At 24.3% G+C, this 25039-nt stretch carries 24 protein-coding genes and 3 pseudogenes; 26 read left to right on the forward strand and 1 reads right to left on the reverse strand.

What is annotated here, in order from left to right; translation table 11 throughout:
- The first annotated feature begins 80 nt into the window (after nt 1–80).
- From J2Z53_RS08385 to J2Z53_RS08485, 21 genes and pseudogenes are all read left to right on the forward strand, one after another.
- Nucleotides 81–1019, forward strand: a complete 939-nt coding sequence (locus J2Z53_RS08385) for a lysozyme inhibitor LprI family protein (protein ID WP_209797039.1) — start codon at nt 81–83, stop codon at nt 1017–1019.
- A gap of 111 nt (nt 1020–1130) precedes the next feature.
- A pseudogene (locus tag J2Z53_RS08390) lies at nt 1131–1394 on the forward strand (sugar phosphate nucleotidyltransferase); the annotation flags it as partial.
- Nucleotides 1395–1516: 122 nt separating this feature from the next.
- A complete protein-coding gene (locus tag J2Z53_RS08395; protein WP_209797041.1) occupies nt 1517–3055 on the forward strand; it encodes an ABC-three component system protein in 1539 nt (512 codons plus the stop codon).
- Between the two features lie 2 nt (nt 3056–3057).
- On the forward strand, nt 3058–3792 hold the full coding sequence (locus tag J2Z53_RS08400; protein WP_209797042.1) for an ABC-three component system middle component 1: 735 nt from the start codon (nt 3058–3060) through the stop codon (nt 3790–3792).
- Complete coding sequence (locus J2Z53_RS08405; RefSeq protein WP_209797043.1) at nt 3789–6161, forward strand: AAA family ATPase; 2373 nt, start codon at nt 3789–3791, stop codon at nt 6159–6161. Before J2Z53_RS08400 ends, J2Z53_RS08405 begins: the two co-directional genes overlap by 4 nt.
- Before the next feature lie 627 nt (nt 6162–6788).
- Entirely contained in the window at nt 6789–7145 is a 357-nt protein-coding gene (locus J2Z53_RS08410; protein ID WP_209797044.1) for a hypothetical protein, read from the forward strand.
- A 142-nt stretch (nt 7146–7287) separates the two neighbouring features.
- Entirely contained in the window at nt 7288–7458 is a 171-nt protein-coding gene (locus tag J2Z53_RS08415) for a hypothetical protein (protein WP_209797045.1), read from the forward strand.
- Nucleotides 7459–7871: 413 nt separating this feature from the next.
- Nucleotides 7872–8411, forward strand: coding sequence for a helix-turn-helix domain-containing protein (locus J2Z53_RS08420; protein WP_209797046.1), 540 nt, complete (start codon nt 7872–7874; stop codon nt 8409–8411).
- Nucleotides 8412–8702: 291 nt separating this feature from the next.
- The gene (locus tag J2Z53_RS08425; protein WP_209797047.1) at nt 8703–9089 is read left to right on the forward strand and encodes a hypothetical protein; all 387 of its coding nucleotides are present in this window, start codon (nt 8703–8705) and stop codon (nt 9087–9089) included.
- A complete protein-coding gene (locus J2Z53_RS08430) occupies nt 9082–9573 on the forward strand; it encodes a hypothetical protein (protein WP_209797048.1) in 492 nt (163 codons plus the stop codon). The genes J2Z53_RS08425 and J2Z53_RS08430 overlap by 8 nt, the downstream gene beginning before the upstream one ends.
- A gap of 260 nt (nt 9574–9833) precedes the next feature.
- Nucleotides 9834–11060, forward strand: coding sequence for a Rep family protein (locus tag J2Z53_RS08435; RefSeq protein ID WP_209797049.1), 1227 nt, complete (start codon nt 9834–9836; stop codon nt 11058–11060).
- Nucleotides 11061–11083: 23 nt separating this feature from the next.
- The gene (locus J2Z53_RS08440; protein ID WP_209797050.1) at nt 11084–11317 is read left to right on the forward strand and encodes a hypothetical protein; all 234 of its coding nucleotides are present in this window, start codon (nt 11084–11086) and stop codon (nt 11315–11317) included.
- A gap of 129 nt (nt 11318–11446) precedes the next feature.
- Complete coding sequence (locus tag J2Z53_RS08445; RefSeq protein WP_209797051.1) at nt 11447–11653, forward strand: hypothetical protein; 207 nt, start codon at nt 11447–11449, stop codon at nt 11651–11653.
- 57 nt (nt 11654–11710) lie between these two features.
- On the forward strand, nt 11711–13195 hold the full coding sequence (locus tag J2Z53_RS08450) for a recombinase family protein (RefSeq protein ID WP_209797052.1): 1485 nt from the start codon (nt 11711–11713) through the stop codon (nt 13193–13195).
- A 28-nt stretch (nt 13196–13223) separates the two neighbouring features.
- Nucleotides 13224–14036, forward strand: a pseudogene (locus J2Z53_RS08455) (mannose-1-phosphate guanylyltransferase); the annotation flags it as partial.
- Nucleotides 14037–14281: 245 nt separating this feature from the next.
- Complete coding sequence (locus J2Z53_RS08460) at nt 14282–15349, forward strand: ABC transporter permease (RefSeq protein WP_209797053.1); 1068 nt, start codon at nt 14282–14284, stop codon at nt 15347–15349.
- A gap of 10 nt (nt 15350–15359) precedes the next feature.
- Nucleotides 15360–16616 carry an ABC transporter permease gene (locus J2Z53_RS08465; RefSeq protein WP_209797054.1) on the forward strand — a complete coding sequence of 419 codons (1257 nt, stop codon included), beginning with the start codon at nt 15360–15362 and terminating at the stop codon, nt 16614–16616.
- Nucleotides 16616–17278, forward strand: coding sequence for an ABC transporter ATP-binding protein (locus J2Z53_RS08470; RefSeq protein WP_209797055.1), 663 nt, complete (start codon nt 16616–16618; stop codon nt 17276–17278). Before J2Z53_RS08465 ends, J2Z53_RS08470 begins: the two co-directional genes overlap by 1 nt.
- A gap of 284 nt (nt 17279–17562) precedes the next feature.
- On the forward strand, nt 17563–17799 hold the full coding sequence (locus J2Z53_RS08475) for a hypothetical protein (protein ID WP_209797056.1): 237 nt from the start codon (nt 17563–17565) through the stop codon (nt 17797–17799).
- Nucleotides 17800–17861: 62 nt separating this feature from the next.
- Nucleotides 17862–18683: pseudogene (locus J2Z53_RS08480) on the forward strand (mannose-1-phosphate guanylyltransferase); the annotation flags it as partial.
- A 158-nt stretch (nt 18684–18841) separates the two neighbouring features.
- The gene (locus J2Z53_RS08485; RefSeq protein WP_209797071.1) at nt 18842–19057 is read left to right on the forward strand and encodes a copper homeostasis protein CutC; all 216 of its coding nucleotides are present in this window, start codon (nt 18842–18844) and stop codon (nt 19055–19057) included.
- Between the two features lie 399 nt (nt 19058–19456).
- Here the strand turns inward: J2Z53_RS08485 and pnuC are convergent, their stop codons facing one another.
- The gene (gene pnuC / locus J2Z53_RS08490; protein ID WP_209797057.1) at nt 19457–20239 is read right to left on the reverse strand and encodes a nicotinamide riboside transporter PnuC; all 783 of its coding nucleotides are present in this window, start codon (nt 20237–20239) and stop codon (nt 19457–19459) included.
- A gap of 344 nt (nt 20240–20583) precedes the next feature.
- On the opposite strand from pnuC, the gene J2Z53_RS08495 reads away from it, so the two are divergent.
- From J2Z53_RS08495 to J2Z53_RS08515, 5 genes are all read left to right on the forward strand, one after another.
- Nucleotides 20584–22344, forward strand: coding sequence for a ribonucleoside triphosphate reductase (locus J2Z53_RS08495; RefSeq protein ID WP_209797058.1), 1761 nt, complete (start codon nt 20584–20586; stop codon nt 22342–22344).
- Nucleotides 22341–22799 (forward strand): 4Fe-4S cluster-binding domain-containing protein, encoded by a 459-nt coding sequence (locus J2Z53_RS08500; RefSeq protein WP_209797059.1) that lies wholly within the window; start codon nt 22341–22343, stop codon nt 22797–22799. Before J2Z53_RS08495 ends, J2Z53_RS08500 begins: the two co-directional genes overlap by 4 nt.
- A 265-nt stretch (nt 22800–23064) precedes the next feature.
- Nucleotides 23065–23730, forward strand: a complete 666-nt coding sequence (locus tag J2Z53_RS08505) for an N-acetylmannosamine-6-phosphate 2-epimerase (protein ID WP_209797060.1) — start codon at nt 23065–23067, stop codon at nt 23728–23730.
- Nucleotides 23731–23760: 30 nt separating this feature from the next.
- Nucleotides 23761–24627 (forward strand): N-acetylneuraminate lyase, encoded by an 867-nt coding sequence (locus J2Z53_RS08510; protein ID WP_209797061.1) that lies wholly within the window; start codon nt 23761–23763, stop codon nt 24625–24627.
- Nucleotides 24628–24709: 82 nt separating this feature from the next.
- Nucleotides 24710–25039 (forward strand): sodium:solute symporter family transporter (locus tag J2Z53_RS08515; RefSeq protein WP_407927657.1); only part of this gene is annotated, 330 nt, incomplete at its 3' end.

The following is a 25039-nucleotide window of genomic DNA, read 5'->3' on the forward strand; positions in this document are numbered from 1 at the left end:
TATATATTGGCTGATAAGTTAATAAAATATATAAAAAGTTGTATAATAAAGACATATTAAAATTGAGGGGGATAAGCTCTATGAAAAAGAAATACATAATTCCTATAGTTATTTTAATTATAGCTATATTAGGAGTAGGATCATTCTTTATTTACAAAAATTCAGGAGTTAATAAAGAAGTAAATAAAGGAATTGAACTAATGACACAAAAACAATATCAAGAAGCGGTAGCGTGCTTTGATTTAGTATTAGAGGATAAACCTAATAATGAAAAAGCAGTAAAACTAAAAGATATGGTTAACAATTATTTAGATTCAAAAAATCTTTTTGATAAAGGAGATTTTGATGGAGCAAATAAAAAAATAAATGAAATGAATCAAGAATATTCTAATTATAGTGGATTCAAGGATGATGTAAGTAATTTAAAGGATAAAATAAGCAAGGCAATTAAAGATAGCAAAGAAGTAAATGAAAATTTAGATAAAATAAGAGATGAGATAAGTAAGAAAAATTATAAGGAAGCAAAGAATTTAGTTGATAAGCTAGAAAAAAGCGATTTAAATAAAGATCAAAAACAACAATTAGAAGATCTAAAGGGAAGAGTGAATTCTGAACTTAATAAATCAGAAGAAAAAAGTGGATCTTCAGGTTACTTGGGAAATGCAGCTATTGATAAGAAAAACTATATAAGTAGATTAAATGCGATAAAAGAAGAAACAGAAAATAGTGTAACTGGATCATCTACAGTTGAAATGAGAAGTCAAGCTTCTAATGTATATGATGAATGGGATAGTGCATTAAATGATATATATGGTACTTTAAAAGCAAAATTACCCAAGGATAAATTTAAACAATTAGAAAAAGATGAGATAAGATGGATTAAAATAAAAGAAGAAAAAGCTCAGAAGGCAATGGATCAATATAAAGGAGGAACTATGGCTCCTTTAGTAAAGTTAGGAACATTAAGTAGTGAAACTGAAAAAAGATGCTATGAGTTAGTTAATCAATATATGAATTAAATAATTATTTTTAAGAACTATACTAATTTAGTATGGTTCTTATTTAATTTTTCACACAGTTTAAGTAAAAAACATAGAATAAACTAAAGCACTATATGGAGTTGAAAAAATTTGATATACGGGCTTATATTAGCTGGAGGTAGAGGAAGTAGACTATACCCATTATCAAGATCAGAAAAACCTAAGCAATTCTTAAGAGTAATAAATGATAAAAGTTTTTTAGTTAATACAGTAGATAGAATAACCCCGTTAATTGAAAAAAATAATATTTATATAGTTACAAATAAGGAGTATAAAGAAAAAATTGAAAATGAACTTATTGATATTAATAAAGACAATATTTTTACAGAACCTATGAACAAAGAAACTGCTACTTATAACTAAATAGGTTTAAGCGTAAAAGAGTATTGCTCAAAGTTTTTATGCATAATATAACAAAACAAACAAACCATGGTATAATTATCTTGTTGAATTTAATGGATAAAAGGGGGATAAGTATGAGTGAAACTGAATTGTTTGAATATGATGCTGTACCTACGTGGGGAGGATTTATATATCAAGGTTATGTAGCTATATATATTGCTTTAAAGTATATATTAGATGGTAGTGTTCGAGAAGAAGAAATGTCAAATTATGAACTAAGGCTAGAAAGATTAGAAGATGTAAGTGTAGTTTACAAAAAGAATGATGATATAGAATATTTATCTATTCATCAAGTAAAATCAAAAAAAAATACAACTTTAAATAGTTATATGGAAGCATTAAAGCAGTTAATGTATGAAAAGGCTGCTGTAAAATTAGAAACTAGAGAAGTACAAGCATATCTTCATGTGAGAAAAAATATATCTGATATTAAAATGGGTGATATATCAGAAGAGATGGATCATGTAGAAAGAAAAGTAAAGCAAACATATAGAATAATAAAAAAATATGCTGAAAGAGAAAAGAATGGGAAACTAACAACTATTTCAAGAAAAAGATTATTAGAAATCATAAAGAAAAATTATTTTAGCATTAATAGAAGTAAATACACTACAGCACGAGATGAAATTATTAAATGTTTAAAGGATGGTTTATGTGTAGATAAGAAGTTAGATCAATATATTGATAAAGTTGAAGAATATATACACATAAGTGATCTCAATAGTGATGTAAAAGTATATAAGTACAAAGATAAAAGTTATATTGAATATGGTGATTTAGAAAGAGAAATTCAAGAATTAATAAAAGAATATACATCTAAAAATGGAAGTAACTATAGTGAAGATGAAATAAAATATATATATTATTTATTAACTGAAAGAGTAATAAATAATATTACTGAGAGGCATAAAACTTTTGGAGATAAAGCTGAAAAGGGTGTAATTATATTTTCAGAGATAATTAGTATTTTAAATGATAGTTTAGATAATTATGAAAAGAAGCTTAATATATTAGCATTAAAAAATGTATTTTATAAACATATTTATGAGTATTGTGATACCGAATGTGAAGATATTTGTAGCAGTGATGAATGTAAATTAAAAAATATTGAAAAAGAATTACTGAAATTATCAGAAGAAGATTTCGGAGGGTTTTGTAATAATTTAAATCCAGATTGTACTTGGATACTTAGCGAGAGAGAATGTATAAATGGTCTAATGCAGGAGTATGGAATATTAAATTGTTTCTTTAAAGGTATACATAAAATAAAATCTGACTATATATTTGAAGATAATAGATGCATATACAATATTAATAAAGTAACTAAATTTTTAAGTGGAATATTTGTAATGGACAAAAAAAGTTTAAAAAGAGTGATAGAAAGAATTGAAACGAATGTTAAAGATAATAGGAAGAAAGAGGATTTAGCTAATTTATTTGAGGCAGATCAAATAATAGTAAAAGGTGCAGAAGCAGATTCTAGTATATGGAACAGCGAAGTAATAAAAAGTGCTTACGAAAAAGAAATAGTGGAAAAGGAAAAAAATTATTTTATTAATTTCAAAAATCCTGAAATTGTTGATGTAGATAAGATTATAAGTGGGGAGAAATAATAATGAAAGAATTTATGGTTAAGTTATTTAATGAGTTTAATATGAATATTTTTCAAAGTTATGAATGCGATGGCTATGATGTAGTATATGCTAAAGATGAAGTAGAAGAAGCATATTATTTAAATGTATTTATAAATACTAATGAAGAGATGGCTAGATTGAAGGGTGAATACGAAAAACTTTACGAAGGTATAAAAAATATTAATTATGATGAATATAAACCAGCAATGGATAAGAATACTTGCTGTATTGTTTATTATTGCATATCTAATGATGAATATAAAAAATTCCGATTAGAAGATGAAATGAATGAGTTAGAAAAGAATGTATGTGATATAGAAGAAGATTTATATTACTTCAAAAAAAATGTTCTCGTGTATTCGGAAAAGCAATTAAATTATGTGAAAACAATTGAAAATTTTGATGAGTTGTGTAATGAATTTATTTCAGATAAAAATAATTTTGATAAATTTAAAGCTGAAAATATTGAATTTTTTGAATATGATTTAATAATGAATATGTTCACAAAATTTCCATTTTTAAATTATACTAGATATTTTAAGTCAAATGGAAATCAATTAAAATCTCTGGATGAGTATATAAAAATTGAATTAAATAATAATAATTTTAGTGATGAGAAACAGTTGCAATGTGAAAATATATATAAAGAATTAAGTGAGTTAGAAGATGATAAATTAGAAAAATGGTTAGATGATTTTGGGGGTGTCATAAGGTGAGTATAAAAATAAGCAATGTAAGTATAACTAACTTTAAATTATTTGATAAGTTTAATAATATAGTTGATGTAGAAAAAGATAATCTCATTTTATTTGATGGACCGAATGGGTATGGAAAAACATCAGTATTTGATGCAATAGAATTAGCGTTAACTGGAAGAATAAAAAGGGTAGATAATAATGCACAACTATTTGATGGTAAGAATGCATATAAAAATTTTATCTTAGTAAAAGATGAAAGTAAAGAAGCAGAAGTTTCAGTTACATTGGTGGATGAAAATAAAAAGTTAAAATTAATAAGAAAATATATTCCTGAACATTTAGGAGAAGAATCAATAGAAAAAAACCCTCAAAAGATATTCGAAAAATTCAAATTAATATGTGAATTAAATGATGAAGTAGTTGAAGAAGGACAAGAAAATTCTGTGTTAAAGGATTTTGGAATACTTAATTTTAATGAAATTTTTGATAAGTGTTGTTATTTGTCACAAGACGAAAATTTAGCTTTTTTTAAAGAAGGTGATAAGGAGCGTACTCAAGCTTTAGATTTTCTATTTGATACCAATGTTGAAGAAAAAGCTGTTAGTAATATTGAGAAAGTGCAGAAACGATATGATAAAGTTCTTAAAATATATAAGGCAAATATTAAAAGTTTTAAAAAGGATATAGAAGAAAAAAATAAAATAGTATCTCAAAAGAAAGATAATGTTGGATATGTAAATTTATTTATAAAAAGCGATGTTGTATGGGATAAAGAAAACTATGATGTTAATGAGAGTAATTATAAGAAAATTGAGAATGAATTAGATGATTTTATATATGTATCTAGTAATTTAGAACAATGTTTATTATTTATAAAAAGAAATAAATATAAGTATTTATTAAATCAATATAGTGATGATATTAATAAATTAAGTATGAAGGATAATTCTTTACAATATACATTGAATTATTATAAAAAACTAGATAGTTATAAAAAAATTAGTAATTTATATGAATATCAGCAAAATTTAATAAATGAAAAACAGCATATAGAAAATAAAGAATATAAGGATTTAAATATAGATATAATAAAGAAATTAATGGATTATTCAGATGAAGAAGTTAAAGAATTAAATAAAAGCATTAATGAAATTGAAGAAATTAAAAAAAATGAGAATACTTTATCATCAGTTATTAGCAATATGAATAGTACAAGAACAAAGATAATGAATATGTTTAAAAATGATGTGTTAGTAGGAGTAATTCAAGATAGCGTATGTCCATTGTGTGGAAATGATTGGACAAGTAAAGAGGAATTATTAAAAGCTGTAGAAAATCAAAAACAAGAATTAAAGAAGTTATGTAATAATGATACATTAAAAAGAGAAAAGGTAGAAAAGGATTTATGTGATAAATTTATAGATAATGTATTAAAAGAAATAGAGATTAATACAAAAGAAATGGTGAATAAAGAATATGTATTAACTTTAAAGAAAGCATGTACTTATAAAGAAAGTATGGACAAAATTATTAAAGAACTAGATATTATAAAAGTAAATATTCAAGATAAAATGACTGTAGAAGGATATATAAGTAAAAATGATTATATGGATATATATAATCTAATTGATAAAAATGTTCCAGAATGTACTGCTGAAATAAATGATAAATTAGAAAAAATGAATTTCAAAAGGTATTATGAAAAATATCTAGATAGTGATGTAGATGAATTAAGTAGAATTTCTTTAAAATTAGTAAAAGAAAAGCAAAAATATATAGACTTCTTATATTATAACTCAGTATCTAAGGAAATATCAGTTCTAAAAAATAATCTTGATAAGCTTGAAGGTAGAACAGGTAAGTTAGAAGACGTAATAAATGAATTAAAGTATTACGTGAAAATAAAAAAAGACGCCATAATAACTTATAAAAAGAATATAATAAAGGATATAGAGCCATTACTTTATGTTTATTCATCAAAAATTATTCAACAAAAGTTTGGTGGTAATAATATTCAAATAGATAATACGAAATTAAAGAATTTTAAAATAGTTAGTAATTTTAATAATGATCAAGATATAATTCATTCTATGAGTTCAGGTCAACTTACATCTGTTTCGCTTGCATTTTTATTATGTATGAATAAAGTTTATTGTTCAAATAAATTTAATATACTGCTTATAGATGATCCATTACAGACTGTTGATGATGTAAACATGGTAGGTTTTGTAGATTTAATTAGACATGAATTCTCTGATATTCAAATAATTGTAGCTACTCATGAAAAAGATTTTGCTAATTATATTGCATATAAATTTATTAAAGCTGGACATACCTATAAAAACTATAATATGAGAAAATTAATGTTAAGCAATAATGCGTTATAGTATAAAGTTTTTAAATTTAAAAAAGGATAATTATTAATTATAAATATAGACAATGATAAAAGGTAATTATAATTTTTATATATAATTACCTTTTTGTTATGAATATTATTATAAGTTAAATAAACAGAAAAAAACTAAATATATATTGTAAGATTTACAAAAGTGACAAAAATAGAAGAGTGTATTTTATTAATTTGAAAAAGAAATTTTAGAAATAAAAAATATTTTTAAAATATATGATAATAAGGAAGAATAAGAGGAATTTATAGGTAAATAGGAATATTAAAATGGAAAAATAATAATATTTCAGCTAGGATAAATTATATATTAAAATAAATTATTTTAATCAAATAAACAATATATTTTAGATAACTAAATCTTTTTAAGAATTATACTAGTTAGTAAAGTTATTATTTAAATTTTCACATAGTAAAAAGTATTTGTTTGGCTATAGTGATTATATAATTATTTACAATAAAGTGAGGAATAGTGTTGTAAGATTAAAAGTAAAATAAAAATTCTTATAATATAAGTATCTTTTGGGTGTATACTGTAAATATAGTAAAATTTTAATGCATTGTTATTATATGATTGGAAATTTACCACTTAATAAGTGGAGCTTATATTATGAAAAATTTATTTAATGGTAAAAAGAAAGGGATTAGTCTATTAATAATAGGAATACTATTATTAGTTGGACTTATAGTATTAATAAGATATACTTTTATAAATAAAGATATTACTACATCATTAACAGCTATTGATGATAATAAAGAACTTACTTCACTTACAAACGAAAATAAAGAAAATAATAGGGCAGTTTATGAAACAGAAAATAAAGATAATGGGACTACTTTTAACGAAGATAGTAAAGATGATTCAACAATAGCTACTAATATTAATGCCAATACTGGTTCTACTGAAAGCAAACTATCAAATAGTGGAAGTACTTCAAATAGTAATAGTGGCTCAAGTTCATCATAAAGAACAAGGACATTATGAAAATGTTTTAGTTAAGCCAGCTTTAACATAAGAAGTACCAGTATATGAAGAAAGAGAAAGATCAATCTGTAATGGTTTTGGTAAAGATATAACTGGAAATACAAGAACTAATATAAAAGAGCAAATGTTAGCAGGTAATAAGAAATATAGTGGATACCACTCAGAATGGGAAAAAGTTCAAGTAAGAACTAAGAAAGTTCATCACGATGCAGTATACAAAAAGAAATGGGTAGTAGATAAAAAAGTTTGGACAGAAACAGTTATAGTTGGTCATAAATGTGGTGGTTGTGGTTAAACAAAATAGTAATTAATATTACAATAGTAAAGAGTACCTTTTGAGGTACTCTTTTTTATTTTGCTTAAGATACTTTAATTGTAATTTATGATATTTTTAGTTTTATTGAAACTTTCAAAGGTCTAAATGATTACTATTTAATGTTTTGTTTTAAAATATTGAAATACCTTAGAAGTGAGTTTTTTATGTCTCTAAATAAAGAAAAACATATAGATTATATATTAATTATTAGAAATTGGTTAGATATTAATTCACAGATATATTTAAAAGTAAAAACACATCATAAGTAGCATGTTTATGCTACATAATACCATCACCTATAAAAACTCAATTTTTAAAAACATATAGTCTTTTAAGAACTACATAATTAGAAAACATGAAATTTTATATGTCCAATGAAAGGGCGTGATTTCATGAAAATTAATTATGAAAAAATTGGAAGTATTCTAAAATTACTTAGAATGAGCTATTGTTTATCACAAAGAAAGTTAGGTGAAAAATTAGGAGTTAATAAAACAAAAATTTATGAGTTAGAAAATGGAAAGCAAGTGGTAACATATGAGGATTTAAATAAGTATTCTTCTTTTTTCAATATTCCAGTTACTTATATTATCTGTAATGAGGAAATTAACTTAAATAAATCTAAAATTGAGATTATTAATGAAATTCTAGAAAAAAAAGAAATTTCTCAAGTTAATAACTTATATTTTATAGATGGGGAGGAAATTTCAAGGGGAATTTTAGAAAAATATGAAATAGATTTAAAACATAGTGTTACATTAGAAAAAATACTTTTAATTATATGTGAGGACAAACCTGATGAACCGGGTGATCTTAGAATAATTAAAAGAATTTTAAAGAAAAAGATTATTCCATTTAAATATCTTGGAGCATTTATATTAGTGTTAAATATTAAAATTGAAGAGCTTCTTTTTAATAATTATAAATCTTAATAATTGACCGTTAAAATGGAGTTTTTATAATAGTTTTTTTATTTAAAATTAATTTATAAATGGAGGTGATAAATGATTTTAATATAATTTTAATAAATATATTACAATAAAAACTACTCTTATTTAGTAAATAAAAGAAAAATAGCTATCTTTTATTTATTAAACTTTAGAGGAGATAAGTAGTAGAGTATTGTAAATAACCTTTATTTAGTAAATATATTGTAACATAAATTCTACTACTATCTTATAAAAAATTTAATTAACGATGTTATATAGGAGGATATAGTAATTATGAGTAATGGAATTGGTTTTAATGAAGTTTATACACCACTTGATGATATTACTAATACATGTCGTGTTTGTGTTACTGGTATTGAGTTAATAAATGACAAAAAAACTAATGAATTAAAAGCAATAAAATTATCTTGTGGATGCGAAAAATTAAAAAATAATTTTTTTAGATGGAATTTCAAAGTTAGAATTAATACATTGCATAGTAAGATAACAGAAGAGGATGTAATAAAATCTAACGGGATATGGATAGATTTAATCGATCCAATTGTGTTACCATACTCTTTTTTAAACGAAAGAAAGGTTCTTATTAAGGGGACATATGTTATAGCAGATGATTTTACTATTGTTACTGAAGAAGATATGGAGGTTGACATTTATGCCTAGGATTGTTCAATATTTGAAAAAGGCTTTAATAGATTGGTATAACTCATATAATATGGAAGAAATAAAATGGTGGATTTTAACAGAAATTGCCATTGATGATAATGGTACTTCTGGATATAAAAAATCAAGTGTAATGAAGCGTTTAGAAAAAACACAAAATAGATTTCTTTCAATGTCTTGTACATTTGCCGATGTAAATTTTAAAGAAGGAACTTTTGATATGTGGTTTAGAATACGATATAACATTAATTTTAAAGATAAAAGAGGGTTATCCCAAGATATATTAAATGATGTAATTAATGTTCTATCTATTATATTAGAATATCACAACATTGTATGCAATGATTTAGAAAATTATATATTGATAGAGCTACGTAAAGATAGATTATCTATAAGATTAGCATTAAATAATACTGGGTTAAGCATAATCAAGAAAAAAGGGGATTTTATTGAGCAAAATTTTGATAGAATTAAAAACCTTTAATATATTATTAAATTAATTAAAAACCTTGTTTATAGTAATGGTTTGTAAATGAAGCTTTTAGGCGTAATGTCAGACCATTACTAGGAATAAGGCGCTTGTAAATTATATTTACAAGTATATGAGTTTCAAATTTTATGTAGAAAAGTAGAAATAGTAATTTAAATGATTAAAACCCTTTATTTTAAAGCAATACGTATTCTATGGGCTTGTCTTAGAATACGTAGAAAACCGTAGTAAATGTAGAAAAAGGAGGTTAAACTATGTCTAAAAGCTTATCACTTCGTAGATGTGAAGTAGTTAGTCAAATTACTGAAACTTTTAATATAGAAAATATAAAAAAGGTTTTAAATGAAAAAGATTGTATTAAAGAATATGCTTATATAATTCATGATAAAGATAAGAATGAAAATGGAGAACTGAAAAAACCACATATTCATTTAATTATGAGATTTAAAAATAATCAACCTCAAAATATTAAATATATAAGTAAATGGTTTAATCTTAACCCTAATTTTGTTTCTAAAATTAAGTCAAAGAAATTTGAAGATGCAATAAAATATTTAGTTCACCTTAATGCGCCTGAAAAGTTTCAATATTTAATAAATGAAGTAACTGCAAATTTTAATGTGAAAAGAGTTATTGATAATGAAAAAGAACAAAATGAATTAGATGGAATTTTAGATAGAATACTTAATGGGGAAATAAGAGAATATAACAAAACAATTGAAATAGACCCAAAAATCTTAACATATAAATCAAGATTAATAAATGAAGCATTTAAGGTTCGTGCAGAACATATACAAGCTACTGTAAAAGAAAGAGATACTTCTGTAATTTTTATTACAGGAACATCGGGTTCAGGAAAAACAACTTTAGCTAAAAAAATTTGTGAAAGTAAGGGGTTAGCCTATTATGTTTCTTCTGGTTCAAATGATATCTTAGATGGATATTCTCAGCAACCTGCATTGATAATTGATGATATTAGACCATCATGTATGGGACTTAGTGATTTACTTAAGTTATTAGATAACCATACTTTATGCTCAATCAAGTCTAGATACAAGAATAAAATTATTTATTGTGATTTGATAATTTTAACAACCGTATTAGATTTAGAAACATTTTATCAGAATGTATTTACAGAAGAAAATGAGCCAATCACTCAATTAAAGAGACGTTGTGGGATACATATTCGTATGAATAAAGATTATATATTTACATCTATATGGGATAATAAAAAAATGAATTATTCTAAAGAAATAGTTTATAAAAATAATATTATTTCAGAGTTTGTATCTAGCAGAGAAAAAACAAATGAGGATATAGAGAATGAACTAATGAAATTTTTCCCTTTCATAGAAAAAATAGACGAAAGTCAATTAAATTTAAAAGATAGATTAATAGAAAAAAATATATCTAATATTACTGAATTTAAACTTGAAAAAGTAAGTGATGAAATTTTTCGAAAATTACTTAATAAAAAATAATAGCTTAAAAAAAGGATATTTTTATGAATAAGAAATTTAATAATTATTCTTTTTGGAGGATTAAAAGAATTTTAGAAACAGAATATAAGTATAGATTAGAAAAAGTAAGTCAAGGTTATAAAGCTAATAGAAAACCAAATTATGTAAAAATATATAATTTAATTGATAATAATACTAATTCCATTATTCTTGAAAGTATAACATTAAACTCATTAAGAAAGGTATTAACAGAAGAAAATTACTTTTTAAATGATTAATGCAAATATATAGGCAATAAGTATATAGACATTTATGTAAATATATCTGTGAAAAGAAAACTTAAGAAATAGGTATAAAAATCGCTATATTTTAATATAAATTATTAAGCAAATATATGGAGAATAAAAATGGAGGAGATTAATAAGTATGTTTCAATTGAAGAGTATACTAATGAAATTAAAGTATTAAAAAGTGGACAAAGTAAGAGTATTTATAGTGATACAGATATTGATATAGAGATAAAAAAAGTAGGGAAAAAAATTTATACTTTTGTAAATAAATATGGAGATAAAAAATTAAATACTGCATTAAATAATATTTGTAGTCTTGTTTAACTTTAATATTAACAAGACTATTTTTTGTTATAATAAATAGTAAAGGAGGGGAAACAGATGAAAAGAGTAGCAACTTTTTCAAGAGTATCAACTGAAATGGATAGTCAAAAAACAAGTATTTTAAATCAAGAAGAAATATATAATAATTGGATAGAAAAAAATAACTACATTTTGTATAAGTCATATATAGATGATGGTATAAGTGGAACAAAGGCATATAAAAGAGTTGAGTGGCTTAAAATGCTTGAAGACGGAAAAAATAAGAAATATGATATTTTACTTTGTAAAAGTTATTCTAGATTTGGGCGTAATATGATTGAAACGTTAGGAGCAATAAAAGAATTAAGAGAAAGTGGAATTAGAATAATTTTTATTGAAGATAGTTTAGATAGTGAAGCAGATTCAACAAAATTTGGATTATTTAGTTGGATTAGTGAGCAAGAATCACAAAATACAAGTAAAAGAATAAAGACTGTATTTGAGCATTTTAAAGAAGTTGGTAAGATATACAATTGTATTGCACCATATGGATATGATTATGATTCAAATATAAAGAATTTTATTATAAATGAAGAGGAAGCAAGAACAGTTAGGAGAGTTTTTAAATTATATTTACAAGGGAATGGAACTAATAAAATAGCTTCGATTTTAGCAAATGAAGGTGTACCTAGTAAAAAAGGTGGCACATGGAGAGCGAACACTATAAAAAATATGATATTAAATGAAGTATATTTAGGTACTTTAGTACAAAACAAAAGTCAGTCTATTGATGTAACAATCAAAAAGATAAATAAAATTTCAAAGGAAGAATGGATAAAGCATTATAATAATCATGAAGCGATTATAGATGAAGAAACATTTTTAAGGGCAAATAACATATTTAAATCTAATTCAGAAAAGGCACATAAGGCAAGATTTAGTATTAAAGGGATAGAAAGAGCATCTAATGTAAGTTTATTTAGTAACTTATTAAAATGTAGTTGTGGTAGTAGCATGGGAATAAGGAGAAAAAAGAATAGAAAGCCGTATTATAATTGTGTTGAATATGAAAAAGTTGGAGTAGCTTGTGGACATCAATCAAATTATATTCAAGAAGAAGTATTAATAGACTATATTAAAGGAAAACTTGATAATATGATTGAGAGTAAATTTGATAGTATAGAAATAGTTGATAAAAATGATGTTAAAATATCATTAGAAAATGAATTGCAAAGTATTAATAAACAAATTGATAAGCAAATTATGCTATCGAATAATTTACTAAATTTATATTCAGATGGAACTATAAGTGCTATTCAATTTAAATTGCAAAATGAAAGTATTTCAAACACATTAAATACTTTAATAAATAATAAAGAGGTTTTAGAAGATAAAATAAATAATATTCCAAAGGATAATGTTAAAAACTTTAAAAAAGATGTTGGAAGTATAGTTAAAGTTCCAGTAGAAAAATGGAGCAATTCAATGATAAAAGAAGTAATTAAAAAAATTGAAATTAGCACAAATGGAGTCATAAATATTAATTGGAAAGTGGAAAGATAATTAAAGACCTATTTAGTTATATTATGCAACTGCAACATGCATAGGTTTATCTGCAATTAAACTTCTTAAAAAAGATAGAGATGCAGTAATGATAGTATTGCCTTCAGATCATTATATAGAAAATGAAAAAGCATATATAGAAACTTTAACTCAAGCTGTTGAACTAGCAAATAGAAGAAGATGTATAGTAACTTTAGGAATACATCCTCAAAGACCAGAAACAGGTTATGGATATATTGAAATGGGTGATAGAATTAGTGGAGAAAGACCTGCTTATAGGGTAGCTAGATTTACAGAGAAACCTAATCTTGAAGTTGCGAAAGATTTTATTTATAAGGGAACTTATTTATGGAACTCAGGTATGTTTGTATTTAGAGCAGATGTTATATTAAGAGAAATAGAAAAATATATTCCACTAATGCATAAACCACTTATGGAAATATATAAGCACATAGGAGAAGAGGACGAAGAAAAAGTCATAGAGGAGCAATATAAATTAATAGATGGTATATCAATAGACTTTGGAGTTATGCAAAAAACTAGAAAAGCATATGTTATTAAGTGTGATTTCATTTGGGATGATATTGGTAGCTTTAATGCTTTAAGTAGATTTTTGAATAAAAGTAGAAGTAATTCAGTATCAAAAAATGTTTATTTAGAAGAATGTGAGAACTGTTCTGTATTTGGAGAAAATAATTTAATTATAGGGTTAGGAATTAAAGATTTAGTTATAGTAGAAGCTGGAGATGTACTTCTTGTAATGGATAAAAATAGAGATCAAGAAATAAAACATTTGTTAAAGGATCTTGAAGGAAAAGAAGACTACAAAAAATATTTATAAGAATTTATTTTATTAAAATTAAATAAACCTAATTTTAAAATTCGAGAGATTTTAAGTACTAATCGTTATTTAGGTTAGTACTTTTTTATTTAAACATATTAATTTATAAATAGCGAATTTTGTATAATTTTAATACAATTTGTTTTGTATTTTTATAATTTTTCAGACAATAAAATACAAAATTAAATGTAAATAAATGTTATTATATAGAATATAAATTAAAAATTTAGAGTTTAGGAGTATATATGAAAAGTATAAAAGAATTAATAGCAACCCCTATAACAACAACTTTTTTAATGATTTCTATTATAATATCAATATTTTCTATAGATATAGTATCACAAATGTTAAATTCAGCTTTTAGAAGTTATGATGGAGAGCGTGTATTTTACAATGAAAATATTTCAATAAGTTTAAAAGAAAAAAATATAAGGTTAGAAGAACTTAAAAATATAAAAATTCCATTTATAACAGAGCCATTAAATCATATGGAACCTATAGGAGATGCCTTTAAAAAGGTAACGGTATATGGAGTAAACAATTATGGTGGTTTTAAAAAATATTTAAAAACCCAAAATAAAAATTACTTTAAAGATGAAGATTATAAAAATAAAGAGGATATAGCTATAGTAGGAGAGTTAAATAAGCAATTAGTTTATAAAAAAGATGGTATAGATTATATAGACTTAAAAGGAAAAAGTTTTAGGGTAGTTGATTATATTTCAGATAAAATATCTGATTGGAGACATGGGATTATAATACCTATAAATAGTTTATATAGTGAAATTTATGGAGAAAAAGGAAATAATATAATTAATATTTATAAATCAGATTATAATGAAAATTTAGAAAATATTTTAGAAAAAAAGTATAAGGGCTTTTCTAAAGTAGCAAGAAGTAATAGTAAGACTAAAACTTGGCAATCAGTATTTTTATACAATACTGGATTTATAAAGACAGCTATTTTAGGAGTTTTAGTAGGATTAATAAATTGTATAATATCATCAATATTTTGGACTCAAGGTTTAAAAAAGAATATTGCCATTAAAAAGATATTAGGAGCAAGGAGAGTAGATTTAATAATAGACATATTTACGAAATTAATAGTATTAAATTTAATTGCTTTTTTAGTAAATATAGTACTTATAAACTTAACAACAAATATTATTGGAGTAGTAACACATTCAGTAATAGAATATAGCTTTAAATCATCATTAATCTCATTAAATATAAGCTTGTGGCTTTCTTTATTTATAGCAATATATTTATTGAAAGATATAAGAAAAATTAATGTTCAAGATAATTTAAGATAGAGGGGTTATTATGAGAAATGGGAAAATACTAAAAATATTTTTAAAGAAGAATAAGTTTATAAGCATATTATTAATAGTTGAATTAGCCATAGCAACGCTATTAATTTATAATATTCAAAAGGAAATTAAGGTATTTGGATATATGAATAAGCTAGATTCATATTCATGGAATGAAAAAGGAGCTTATAAAATTTCTTTGGCTCCAAATAGTTTCTTTTCTGAAAATGAAAATTTGAATAAATTTTATAAAGAATTGAATAAAAGTAAAATAATAAAAAATATTGGATTAATATATCCAACTCAAGTTACAGTAGATGGATTAAAGGTAAGTTATTTAGAAAAAATACATATGCCTTACTCTGTAAATGGAACAATTGTTGAAGATTTTGGTGATGAATTTAAAGAATTAATTCCTATAAGAATTATGGATTATGGATATTATAAGGACTTAGGTATAAATATTAAAAAAGGTAGAGATTTAACTTACAAAGATTATAATAAACTAATATTAGGAGAGAAATTTGAAAATTATGTAGAGATAAAGGATAAGCTTAAATTACAAATTGGACTAAGTGGAGATGAAGAGTCTTATGAAGTAGCAGGAATATCTAAAGGGGATACACCTTTATATTTTGACAGATTGTATTATGATATAGTTCCTTTTTTAGATGATTCAATGATTGTTATATTAAAAGAAGAAGATTTTTATAAAGATAATGTACTTGGAGAATTAGCAAGTTTAGGTGGAATTAATATAAAGTTTATTCAAGGAGATTATGATAACTATCAAAGTGACATAATAAAATTAGCTAAAAAGCATAATTTAGATATAAGTATAAATAGTAATTTAGATGAATATGAGAAGGCAAAGGATAAAATATTAGGAGCTGTAAAGTATTCATTAATGAGGACAAGTATATTATTGATATTAATACTCCTTGGGGGAGCCGGAAGTATATTGTATTCTTTATATCAACTAAAAAAAGAATTAGGAATAATAATATCTTTAGGAGCTAAAAAGAAAGATATTATTTTAGTTGTATTAATAAAGACGTTAATTATGGCTTTTATATCTTTTATCATAGGAATCTACTTAAATAAATATATTAATTTAGCTGGTGGAGGATGGTTTACAATTCAATCGGAAAAAATTAATACTATAATTACTGGAGTTATTCTTTTAATAATAATAATTTTAATAACTTTAATTCCAATTAAAAGTATTATTCAAATTAAGGCTATTAATTTAATTGGGGGAGAAAAATAATGAAGATATTATTAGAAAATGTGAGTAAAGTTTATGGGAAAAAAGAAAGTGAATTTAAAGCATTAAAGGATATTAATTTAAAAATAAAAGAGGGAGAACTTATTGCAATTATGGGAGCTTCAGGTTCAGGTAAAACAACTTTACTAAACATAATAGGATGTATAGATGAACTAACTTACGGTAAATACTTATTAGATAATGAAGATTGTAGTAATAAAAGTTTTGATGAGCTTGCAAAAATAAGAAATGAAAAGATAGCTTTTATATTTCAAAATTTTGCATTAATTAAAGAATTAACAGTTAAAGAAAATATAATGTTACCTTTAGAGTACAGAAAGGGTAAGAAGAATTATAATATAAATTTTAATGATTATATTGAAATTTTAGGATTAAAAGAAATATTAAATAAAAAGGTTAGTAAATTATCTGGAGGTCAGCAGCAAAGAGTTGCTATTATGAGAAGTTTAGTTCAAGGAGCAGAAATTATATTAGCAGATGAGCCTACAGGCGCTTTAGATGAGGACAATGGAAAGAAGATAATGGATATATTGTTAGAGTTAAATAAAAAAGAAAAGAAAACAATCCTAATAGTAACTCATAATCCAGTTATAGCAAAGTATTGTAATAGAATTATTAATATAAAAGATGGAGAAATATTATAGATGTGTTTTTCCATTTGAACATATTAATTTATAAATAGTGAATTTTTTATAATTTAATAGAAACATAAATTAAAAAACTAAATAATATAATGATTAAGTTGATAATAAATTTTACCCAAAATAAAAAATGTAGTATTGTATAATTGAAAGTAAAAATCAAATAAGGGGGATTTATGAGAAAGGGATTATTCTGTTTAATATTAACTACAGCTATAATAGGAGTTACTATACAAGGAAATGCACATACTAATTCAGAAAGATATGAGAATTCAGGTAAGATTTAATTGTCAGAGGTATCATTAGAAATAAATAATATTGGTTATATTTATTTAAAAATAAAACAAGTATTAAATTCAGAATGGATAGGATATTTAATTTTAATATTTAGTTTATTAATAGGTAATATTTTAACTCAATTCTTTGATTTGTTTTTTTATAGATGTTCAACAGAAATATTTTGTAATATTTTTATATTAGTTACTGGTGTATTATTATGTGTAAAAAATAAAAAAGGGATATAATAAATTTATGAATGAAAGAATTAATACAATAATATGTGATAAAAATTAAAACCTTAATTATAAACAAAGAAACTGCAACATGCATAGGTTTATCTGCAATTAAACTTCTTAAAAAAGATAGAGATGCAGTAATGATAGTATTGCCTTCAGATCATTATATAGAAAATGAAAAAGCATATATAGAAACTTTAACTCAAGCTGTTGAACTAGCAAATAGAAGAAGATGTATAGTAACTTTAGGAATACATCCCAAAAGACCAGAAACAGGTTATGGCTATATTGAAATGGGAGATAGAATTAGTGGGGCAAGACCTGCTTATAGGGTAGCAAGATTTACAGAGAAACCTAATCTTGAAGTTGCAAAAGATTTTATTTATAAGGGAACTTATTTATGGAATTCAGGTATGTTTGTATTTAGAGCAGATGTTATATTAAGAGAAATAGAAAAATATATTCCACTAATGCATAAACCACTTATGGAAATATATAAGCACATAGGAGAAGAGGACGAAGAAAAAGTCATAGAGGAGCAATATAAATTAATAGATGGTATATCAATAGACTTTGGAGTTATGCAAAAAACTAGAAAAGCATATGTTATTAAGTGTGATTTCATTTGGGATGATATTGGTAGTTTTAATGCTTTAAGTAGATTTTTAAATAAAAATAGAAGTAATTCAGTATCAAAAAATGTTTATTTAGAAGAATGTGAGAACTGTTCTGTATTTGGAGAAAATAATTTAATTATAGGGTTAGGAATTAAAGACTTAGTTATAGTAGAAGCTGGAGATGTACTTCTTGTAATGGATAAAAATAGAGATCAAGAAATAAAACATTTGTTAAAGGATCTTGAAGGAAAAGAAGACTACAAAAAATATTTATAAGAATTTATTTTAAAATTCGAGAGATTTTAAGTACTAATCGTTATTTAGGTTAGTACTTTTTTATTTAAATATATTAATTTATAAATAGCTAATTTGTATAAATGTATACATTAAAGAAATATTTCACAATTAGGAATAGCATTTGCATTTAGAAATGTATTGTTTATTATTTTGATTGCGTAAATGATGCATATGATTCAATTGAAACTTTAATTAATTTAGGAATAGATAGAGTTCTTACAAGTGGACTAGAAGAGAAAGCTATTTATGGAATGAAATTATTAAAGGATCTACATGAAAAATATGGTATAATCTTCCTTAAACAGGAAATTAAGTTTAATATATTAAATATAATAATTAAGTGTTATTTATAGGAGGTTATATCAATGAAGGCTTTAATGGTATTTTATAAAGCTAAATTAATTTTTAAGGAAGAAAATACTAATATGTCATTATTTGATAAAGTAATGGCTATATGCTCATCAACCACTATTATGCACTAAAGATAAATTATTAAAAGGTAGAAAAATATTTATAATTAAAATGCAAAGGCAATTAAAAGTCTTTGCATTTTTGTTTTGTATAATTAAAGTAGAGAATAAGGTGTATAATATAATTTATTATAGAATGGAGAGTTTTTATGATTAGCAATTATACATTAAAAAATAGAAGAAATATTAAGAAAAATTTTTTATAGAAAAATTTATCATAAAATATAAAAAGAGCAAAGGTAATTAAAATTATAAATTTAACTTCCTTTGCCCTTTTTATTATTAAGATTTATGTTGATTTTTATCTATTTTTTTCCATACAATTAAGCCATACAAACCATTCACTGTATATTGTATCCACATCATTGCCCCTGATAAGGCTGCAAGAGAAAATACAGGATTTCCAAATAGTGAATGTAAGTATAATACTATTCCAACTGAATCAGATAATAACCAAAAATACCAAGTTTCCTTAAATCTTTGAGTAGAAACTATAACTGCACAAATAGTTACTGTTGCTGTAAATGAGTCTATTAAATAATTTTTATCTGGTGCTATTACATTATTTAATGTATCTTTTATTATATTTGGTAAGTAGTATACGAATCTAGAATAAAGGAACCAAACTACTATAACAAATATAATAATTCCAATCCATTGTTTCTTTTTTAGTGTTCTTACTTCTATAGTTTGAGAAGATGAATCAGATTGCTTATTTTCTAATGTACTTTTTCTCCAAGCAAAGAAACCATAAATATTCATAGGAAGCATGTATATTGTATACAATATAACTTCAGCATACATATGACGAGATAAAGAAACGAAAATGTAAAAACAAGTGTTTATAACTCCCCAAGCATAGGCTGCTGTTTCAGCACGTGCTGTATATATAGCAGCAAAAAGTCCTGTTATAGCTGAAAAAAGTCCTGCTATTGTTAATATATTCATTACATCACTAATAGAACCACCATTATATAGTGGACTAAAAAAGAAGAATATGTTAACGATTAAGAAAAATACAAAATATATTTTATGAAATTTTGAAAAAGATTTAAACCACTCCATAAGTCCTCCTAATTTATTTAATATTTTATTTTAAATATCTACACTATTTTATAACTAATAATTTAAAAAAAACAATACAGAAAAATACATAAAATACATATATTATGCTTTAGAAAATAAAGTACATATTTTAGAAACAAAATTAATATTAATGGTATATTAAGAGAATAAAACATTTTCAAAAAATAAAATATTTAAAAATCTTATTAAAGTAAATATAGTAAGAAGAAAATAAAAATATTGAAAATTAAAATTAACCAGTCTGATAAATTTTTTTTATAATATAGTAGGTTATATATATTATAATTGTAATTAGGTTATAAAAAATGAAGGAAGTGTTATTTATGATAGAAAGTAAAAAAATTATAAATGACTATTTAGACAAATCAGATTGGAGAGTTAATGAAAATTCAAACTCACCATATAGTTTTGGAAGTCTTAATAAGCATATAATAGCTGAGGTTTCAAAGGATTATTGGTTAAATGAAGTTTATAAAGATCCTAAAATAATTAATGCTTATGTTAGTGGAGATTTACATATTCATGATTTAGGAGGTTTAACATTATACTGCTGTGGATATTCTCTTAGAAATATAATAATGATGGGAGTTCAAGGGATTCCTAATATTCCAACAAGTGGACCTGCTAGACATTTTGATGCAATTTTAAACCAAATAGCCAATTTAGTTACAATATATCAAAATGAAATTATGGGAGCTGTTGCATTTAATTCATTTGATACATTATTAGCACCTTATATAAAAAAGGATAAATTAAGTTACAAGGAAGTAAAACAAAATATTCAAAATTTTATTTTTAGTATAAATAGTAATAGTAGAGCAGGAGCTGAACCTGCCTTTACAAATATAACTTTTGATTTAATTCCTCCTAAAGATTTAAAAGATGATTTTGCATTAATTGGAGATGAAATATCAGATTTTAAATATAAAGATTGCCAAGAAGAAATGGATTTATTAAATAGGGCTTTCTATGAGCTTATGAATGAAGGGGACTTTAGAGGAAGACCATTTGCATATCCAATACCAACTTATAATATAAGTGATGATTTTGATTGGAATAATCCTCGAAATAAAATGTTATTTGAAATGACAGGAAAGTTTGGATATCCTTATTTTGCAAACTTTATAAATTCAGACATGGATCAAAGTGATGTAAGGTCTATGTGTTGTAGACTTAACTTAGACCTTAGAGAATTAAGAAAGAGAAATGGTGGGCTATTTGGAAGTGGAGATAGTACAGGAAGTATAGGAGTAGTAACTATAAACTTACCTAGATTAGCATACCAAAATAAAAATAATGAAGAGGCATTTTTTGATAGATTACATGAAATATTAACTATTGCAAAAGATAGTTTAGAAATAAAGAGAAAATGGCTTAATGAAAACATGATAAATAAAAATATGTTACCAGCCTTTGATACTTATGTAGGAACATTAAATAATCATTTTAGTACTATTGGGATAGTAGGTTTAAATGAAATGTGTGAAAACTTTAATGGTAAAAATATATTAACAAAAGAGGGAAAAGATTTTTCAATTAAAGTATGTAATTTTATAAGAAACTCATTAATTGAATTTCAAGAAGAAACAGGAAATCTTTATAATTTTGAAGCAACTCCAGCTGAATCTACTTGTTATCGTCTAGCAAAGAAAGATATTGCAGTTTATGATGATATAATAACAAGAGGAACAAAAGAAGCTCCATATTATACTAATTCATGTCATATACCACCAAATGAAGTAAAGGGATTAAAGCAATTATTTGATCATCAAGATGATCTTCAAATATTGTTTACAGGAGGAACTGTTGTTCATATATATTGTGATGGTGCAATTAGTGGAGACTCAGCAAAGCATATAGTAAAAACAATTTGTGAAAAATACAGAACTCCATATATAAGTCTATCACCTTTAAATAGATATTGTGAAGATCATGGATATATTAAAGAGAAGGTTGATAACTGTCCTATATGTGGTAAAAAGTTAGATTTATATCAAAGAATAACAGGATATTTAAGAAAAGTAGAATTCTTTAATGATGGTAAAAAATCAGAGTTTAAGGATAGAAATCAATTAAGGTTATGATTATAAGAATTAAAGGAATTGTTCATGAAAGAGTAGAGGATGCCCCATTTATGGGTGCTCTTATTTCTGCAATAGATTGTAAGTTTAATTGTAAGGGATGCTTTAATCAATCTATAAAGGAGTTACCTACAATAGAAATGGATTCAGAGGATATAATAAAAGAAGTACTTGAAAATCCATTTAATGAAGGAGTAATACTTGCAGGGTTAGAGTGGTCTTTGCAACCTTGTGAACTTAGAGAATTAGTAAAGACTTCACTTAATAATAATTTAAAGGTTATTATTTATTCAGGGCTTACAGAAGAAGAATTTGCTTTAAAATTTCCTGATATATATAATTTAAATAAAGGTATATATTTTAAGTTTGGAAGATATTTAGAAAATTTAACAACAGATAATAATATACAATATGATGTGAAATTAGCATCATCAAATCAAAAGATAATAAAGAAGTAATTTTGAATATTTATATATAACTAAACTTACTAAAGAACAGTAAATAGATTAAATTTAAACTATTTACTGTTCTTTTTTAGTATAAGGATAAAAGGTGTTATATACATAAATTTTTTTATTTTATGGAAATATAAAAAATAAAATGAAAATAATTTTCTTAAAAATAAAAAATATTAAAATAAATTTTAAAAAACTATTGAAATTTAATCAGAAAAGGATTACAATTACCTCATAAAAGAAAATAATTTTCAAAAGGGTGATAAAAATGTTAAAAAAGATAAAGGGGAAGCTAATAGTATCTTGCCAGGCATTAGAGGACGAGCCGTTACATAGCTCTTTTATTATGGGAAGAATGGCTAAAGCTGCTAAAGAAGGTGGTGCCATTGGAATAAGAGCTCAAGGCGTTAGTGATATTAATGAAATAAAAAAAGTTACAGGGCTACCTGTAATAGGAATAATAAAAAGAAATTATGAAGATTCAGAAATCTATATAACACCAACTATTAAAGAAATAAAAGAACTTTTAGAAACAGAATGTGAAATGATAGCATTAGATGCAACAAATAGATTAAGACCTAATGGTGAAAATATTAAAGATTTAATTGATTGTATTCATAATAGCAATAGATTAGCTATGGCAGATATATCAACTTTTGAAGAAGGTGTACAAGCTGAAAAATTAGGTTTTGATTGTATATCAACAACACTTTCAGGATATACACCATACTCTACACAAGGTGAAGGAGTAGATTTTGATCTACTAGAGAAGTTAGTAAAAACAGTAAATATTCCAGTAATCTGTGAAGGAAAAATAAATACACCAGAGGATTTGAAAAAAGCCTTTGAACTTGGAGCTTATTCAGCAGTAGTTGGAGGAGCTATAACAAGACCACAACAGATAACTAGAAGATTTACAAAGGTTTTAAAATAAATAATTATAAAATTTTGGGAGGTTAACATTATGAAAGGTATTTATTCAGCTTTATTAGTTTCATTTGATAAGGAAGGAAATATAAACGAAAAAGGATTAAGAGAAATTATTAGACATAATATCGATGTATGTAAAATAGATGGTCTTTATGTTGGAGGAAGTACTGGAGAAAATTTCATGCTTTCAACAGATGAAAAGAAAAGAATTTTTGAAATTGCTATGGATGAAGCAAAGGGACAAGTTAAGTTAATTGCCCAAGTTGGTTCAGTTAATTTAAAGGAAGCTGTAGAACTTGCAAAATTTACAACTGATTTAGGATATGATGCAATATCAGCAGTAACACCATTTTATTATAAATTTGATTTTAGTGAAATCAAAAATTATTATGAAACAATAATAAATTCAGTAGATAACAAACTTATTATATATTCAATTCCATTCTTAACTGGAGTAAATATGTCATTAGATCAATTTGCAGAGCTTTTTGAAAACGAAAAAATTATTGGAGTTAAATTTACAGCTGCAGACTTCTATATGTTAGAACGTATGAGAAAACGTTTCCCTGACAAATTAATATTTGCAGGATTTGACGAAATGATGTTACCAGCAACAGTACTTGGAGTTGATGGTGCAATAGGTTCAACATTTAATGTAAATGGAGTTCGTGCAAGACAAATATTTGAAGCAGCACAAAAGGGAGATATAAAAACAGCTTTAGAAGTTCAACATGTAACTAATGATTTAATAACTGATATTTTAAATAATGGTCTTTATCAAACAATTAAGTTAATTCTTCAAGAGCAAGGTGTGGATGCGGGATATTGTAGACAACCTATGAAAGAAGCAACAGAAGAAATGATTGCAAAGGCAAAAGAAATTAACAAAAAATACTTTTAAAAATTAATTAAAATACACTCTATTAGATTAATGGATATTTCCATTAATCTAATAGAAGAAAATATAAAAGGAGAGAGTAACTATGCAAGGTTTTACAAAAATTGATTTAATTGTTTTAGTTGTTTATTTAGCACTTGTATTATTCGCTGGATTAAAATTCTCTAAGAAAGAAATGAAGGGAAAGGAATTTTTCAGAGGTGATGGAACAATTCCTTGGTGGGTTACTTCAGTTTCAATTTTTGCAACACTTTTAAGTCCAATTTCATTCTTATCATTAGCTGGAAATTCTTATAAAGGTACATGGATTCTTTGGTTTTCACAATTAGGTATGTTTATAGCAGTACCTCTTACTATAAGATATTTTCTACCAGTTTACAGTAGATTAGATATCGATACTGCTTATGAATACTTA

The organism is Clostridium moniliforme (assembly GCF_017873235.1).
In the GTDB taxonomy this organism is placed as follows: domain Bacteria; phylum Bacillota; class Clostridia; order Clostridiales; family Clostridiaceae; genus Clostridium; species Clostridium moniliforme.

Bases quoted from the DNA above. Each gene is read 5' to 3' on its own strand.
- J2Z53_RS08385 (WP_209797039.1), top strand. From the start codon at position 81: ATGAAAAAGAAATACATAATTCCTATAGTTATTTTAATTATAGCTATA.
- J2Z53_RS08395 (WP_209797041.1), top strand. From the start codon at position 1,517: ATGAGTGAAACTGAATTGTTTGAATATGATGCTGTACCTACGTGGGGA.
- J2Z53_RS08400 (WP_209797042.1), top strand. From the start codon at position 3,058: ATGAAAGAATTTATGGTTAAGTTATTTAATGAGTTTAATATGAATATT.
- J2Z53_RS08410 (WP_209797044.1), top strand. From the start codon at position 6,789: ATGAAAAATTTATTTAATGGTAAAAAGAAAGGGATTAGTCTATTAATA.
- J2Z53_RS08415 (WP_209797045.1), top strand. From the start codon at position 7,288: ATGTTAGCAGGTAATAAGAAATATAGTGGATACCACTCAGAATGGGAA.
- J2Z53_RS08420 (WP_209797046.1), top strand. From the start codon at position 7,872: ATGAAAATTAATTATGAAAAAATTGGAAGTATTCTAAAATTACTTAGA.
- J2Z53_RS08425 (WP_209797047.1), top strand. From the start codon at position 8,703: ATGAGTAATGGAATTGGTTTTAATGAAGTTTATACACCACTTGATGAT.
- J2Z53_RS08430 (WP_209797048.1), top strand. From the start codon at position 9,082: ATGCCTAGGATTGTTCAATATTTGAAAAAGGCTTTAATAGATTGGTAT.
- J2Z53_RS08435 (WP_209797049.1), top strand. From the start codon at position 9,834: ATGTCTAAAAGCTTATCACTTCGTAGATGTGAAGTAGTTAGTCAAATT.
- J2Z53_RS08440 (WP_209797050.1), top strand. From the start codon at position 11,084: ATGAATAAGAAATTTAATAATTATTCTTTTTGGAGGATTAAAAGAATT.
- J2Z53_RS08445 (WP_209797051.1), top strand. From the start codon at position 11,447: ATGGAGGAGATTAATAAGTATGTTTCAATTGAAGAGTATACTAATGAA.
- J2Z53_RS08450 (WP_209797052.1), top strand. From the start codon at position 11,711: ATGAAAAGAGTAGCAACTTTTTCAAGAGTATCAACTGAAATGGATAGT.
- J2Z53_RS08460 (WP_209797053.1), top strand. From the start codon at position 14,282: ATGAAAAGTATAAAAGAATTAATAGCAACCCCTATAACAACAACTTTT.
- J2Z53_RS08465 (WP_209797054.1), top strand. From the start codon at position 15,360: ATGAGAAATGGGAAAATACTAAAAATATTTTTAAAGAAGAATAAGTTT.
- J2Z53_RS08470 (WP_209797055.1), top strand. From the start codon at position 16,616: ATGAAGATATTATTAGAAAATGTGAGTAAAGTTTATGGGAAAAAAGAA.
- pnuC (WP_209797057.1), bottom strand. From the start codon at position 20,239: ATGGAGTGGTTTAAATCTTTTTCAAAATTTCATAAAATATATTTTGTA.
- J2Z53_RS08495 (WP_209797058.1), top strand. From the start codon at position 20,584: ATGATAGAAAGTAAAAAAATTATAAATGACTATTTAGACAAATCAGAT.
- J2Z53_RS08500 (WP_209797059.1), top strand. From the start codon at position 22,341: ATGATTATAAGAATTAAAGGAATTGTTCATGAAAGAGTAGAGGATGCC.
- J2Z53_RS08505 (WP_209797060.1), top strand. From the start codon at position 23,065: ATGTTAAAAAAGATAAAGGGGAAGCTAATAGTATCTTGCCAGGCATTA.
- J2Z53_RS08510 (WP_209797061.1), top strand. From the start codon at position 23,761: ATGAAAGGTATTTATTCAGCTTTATTAGTTTCATTTGATAAGGAAGGA.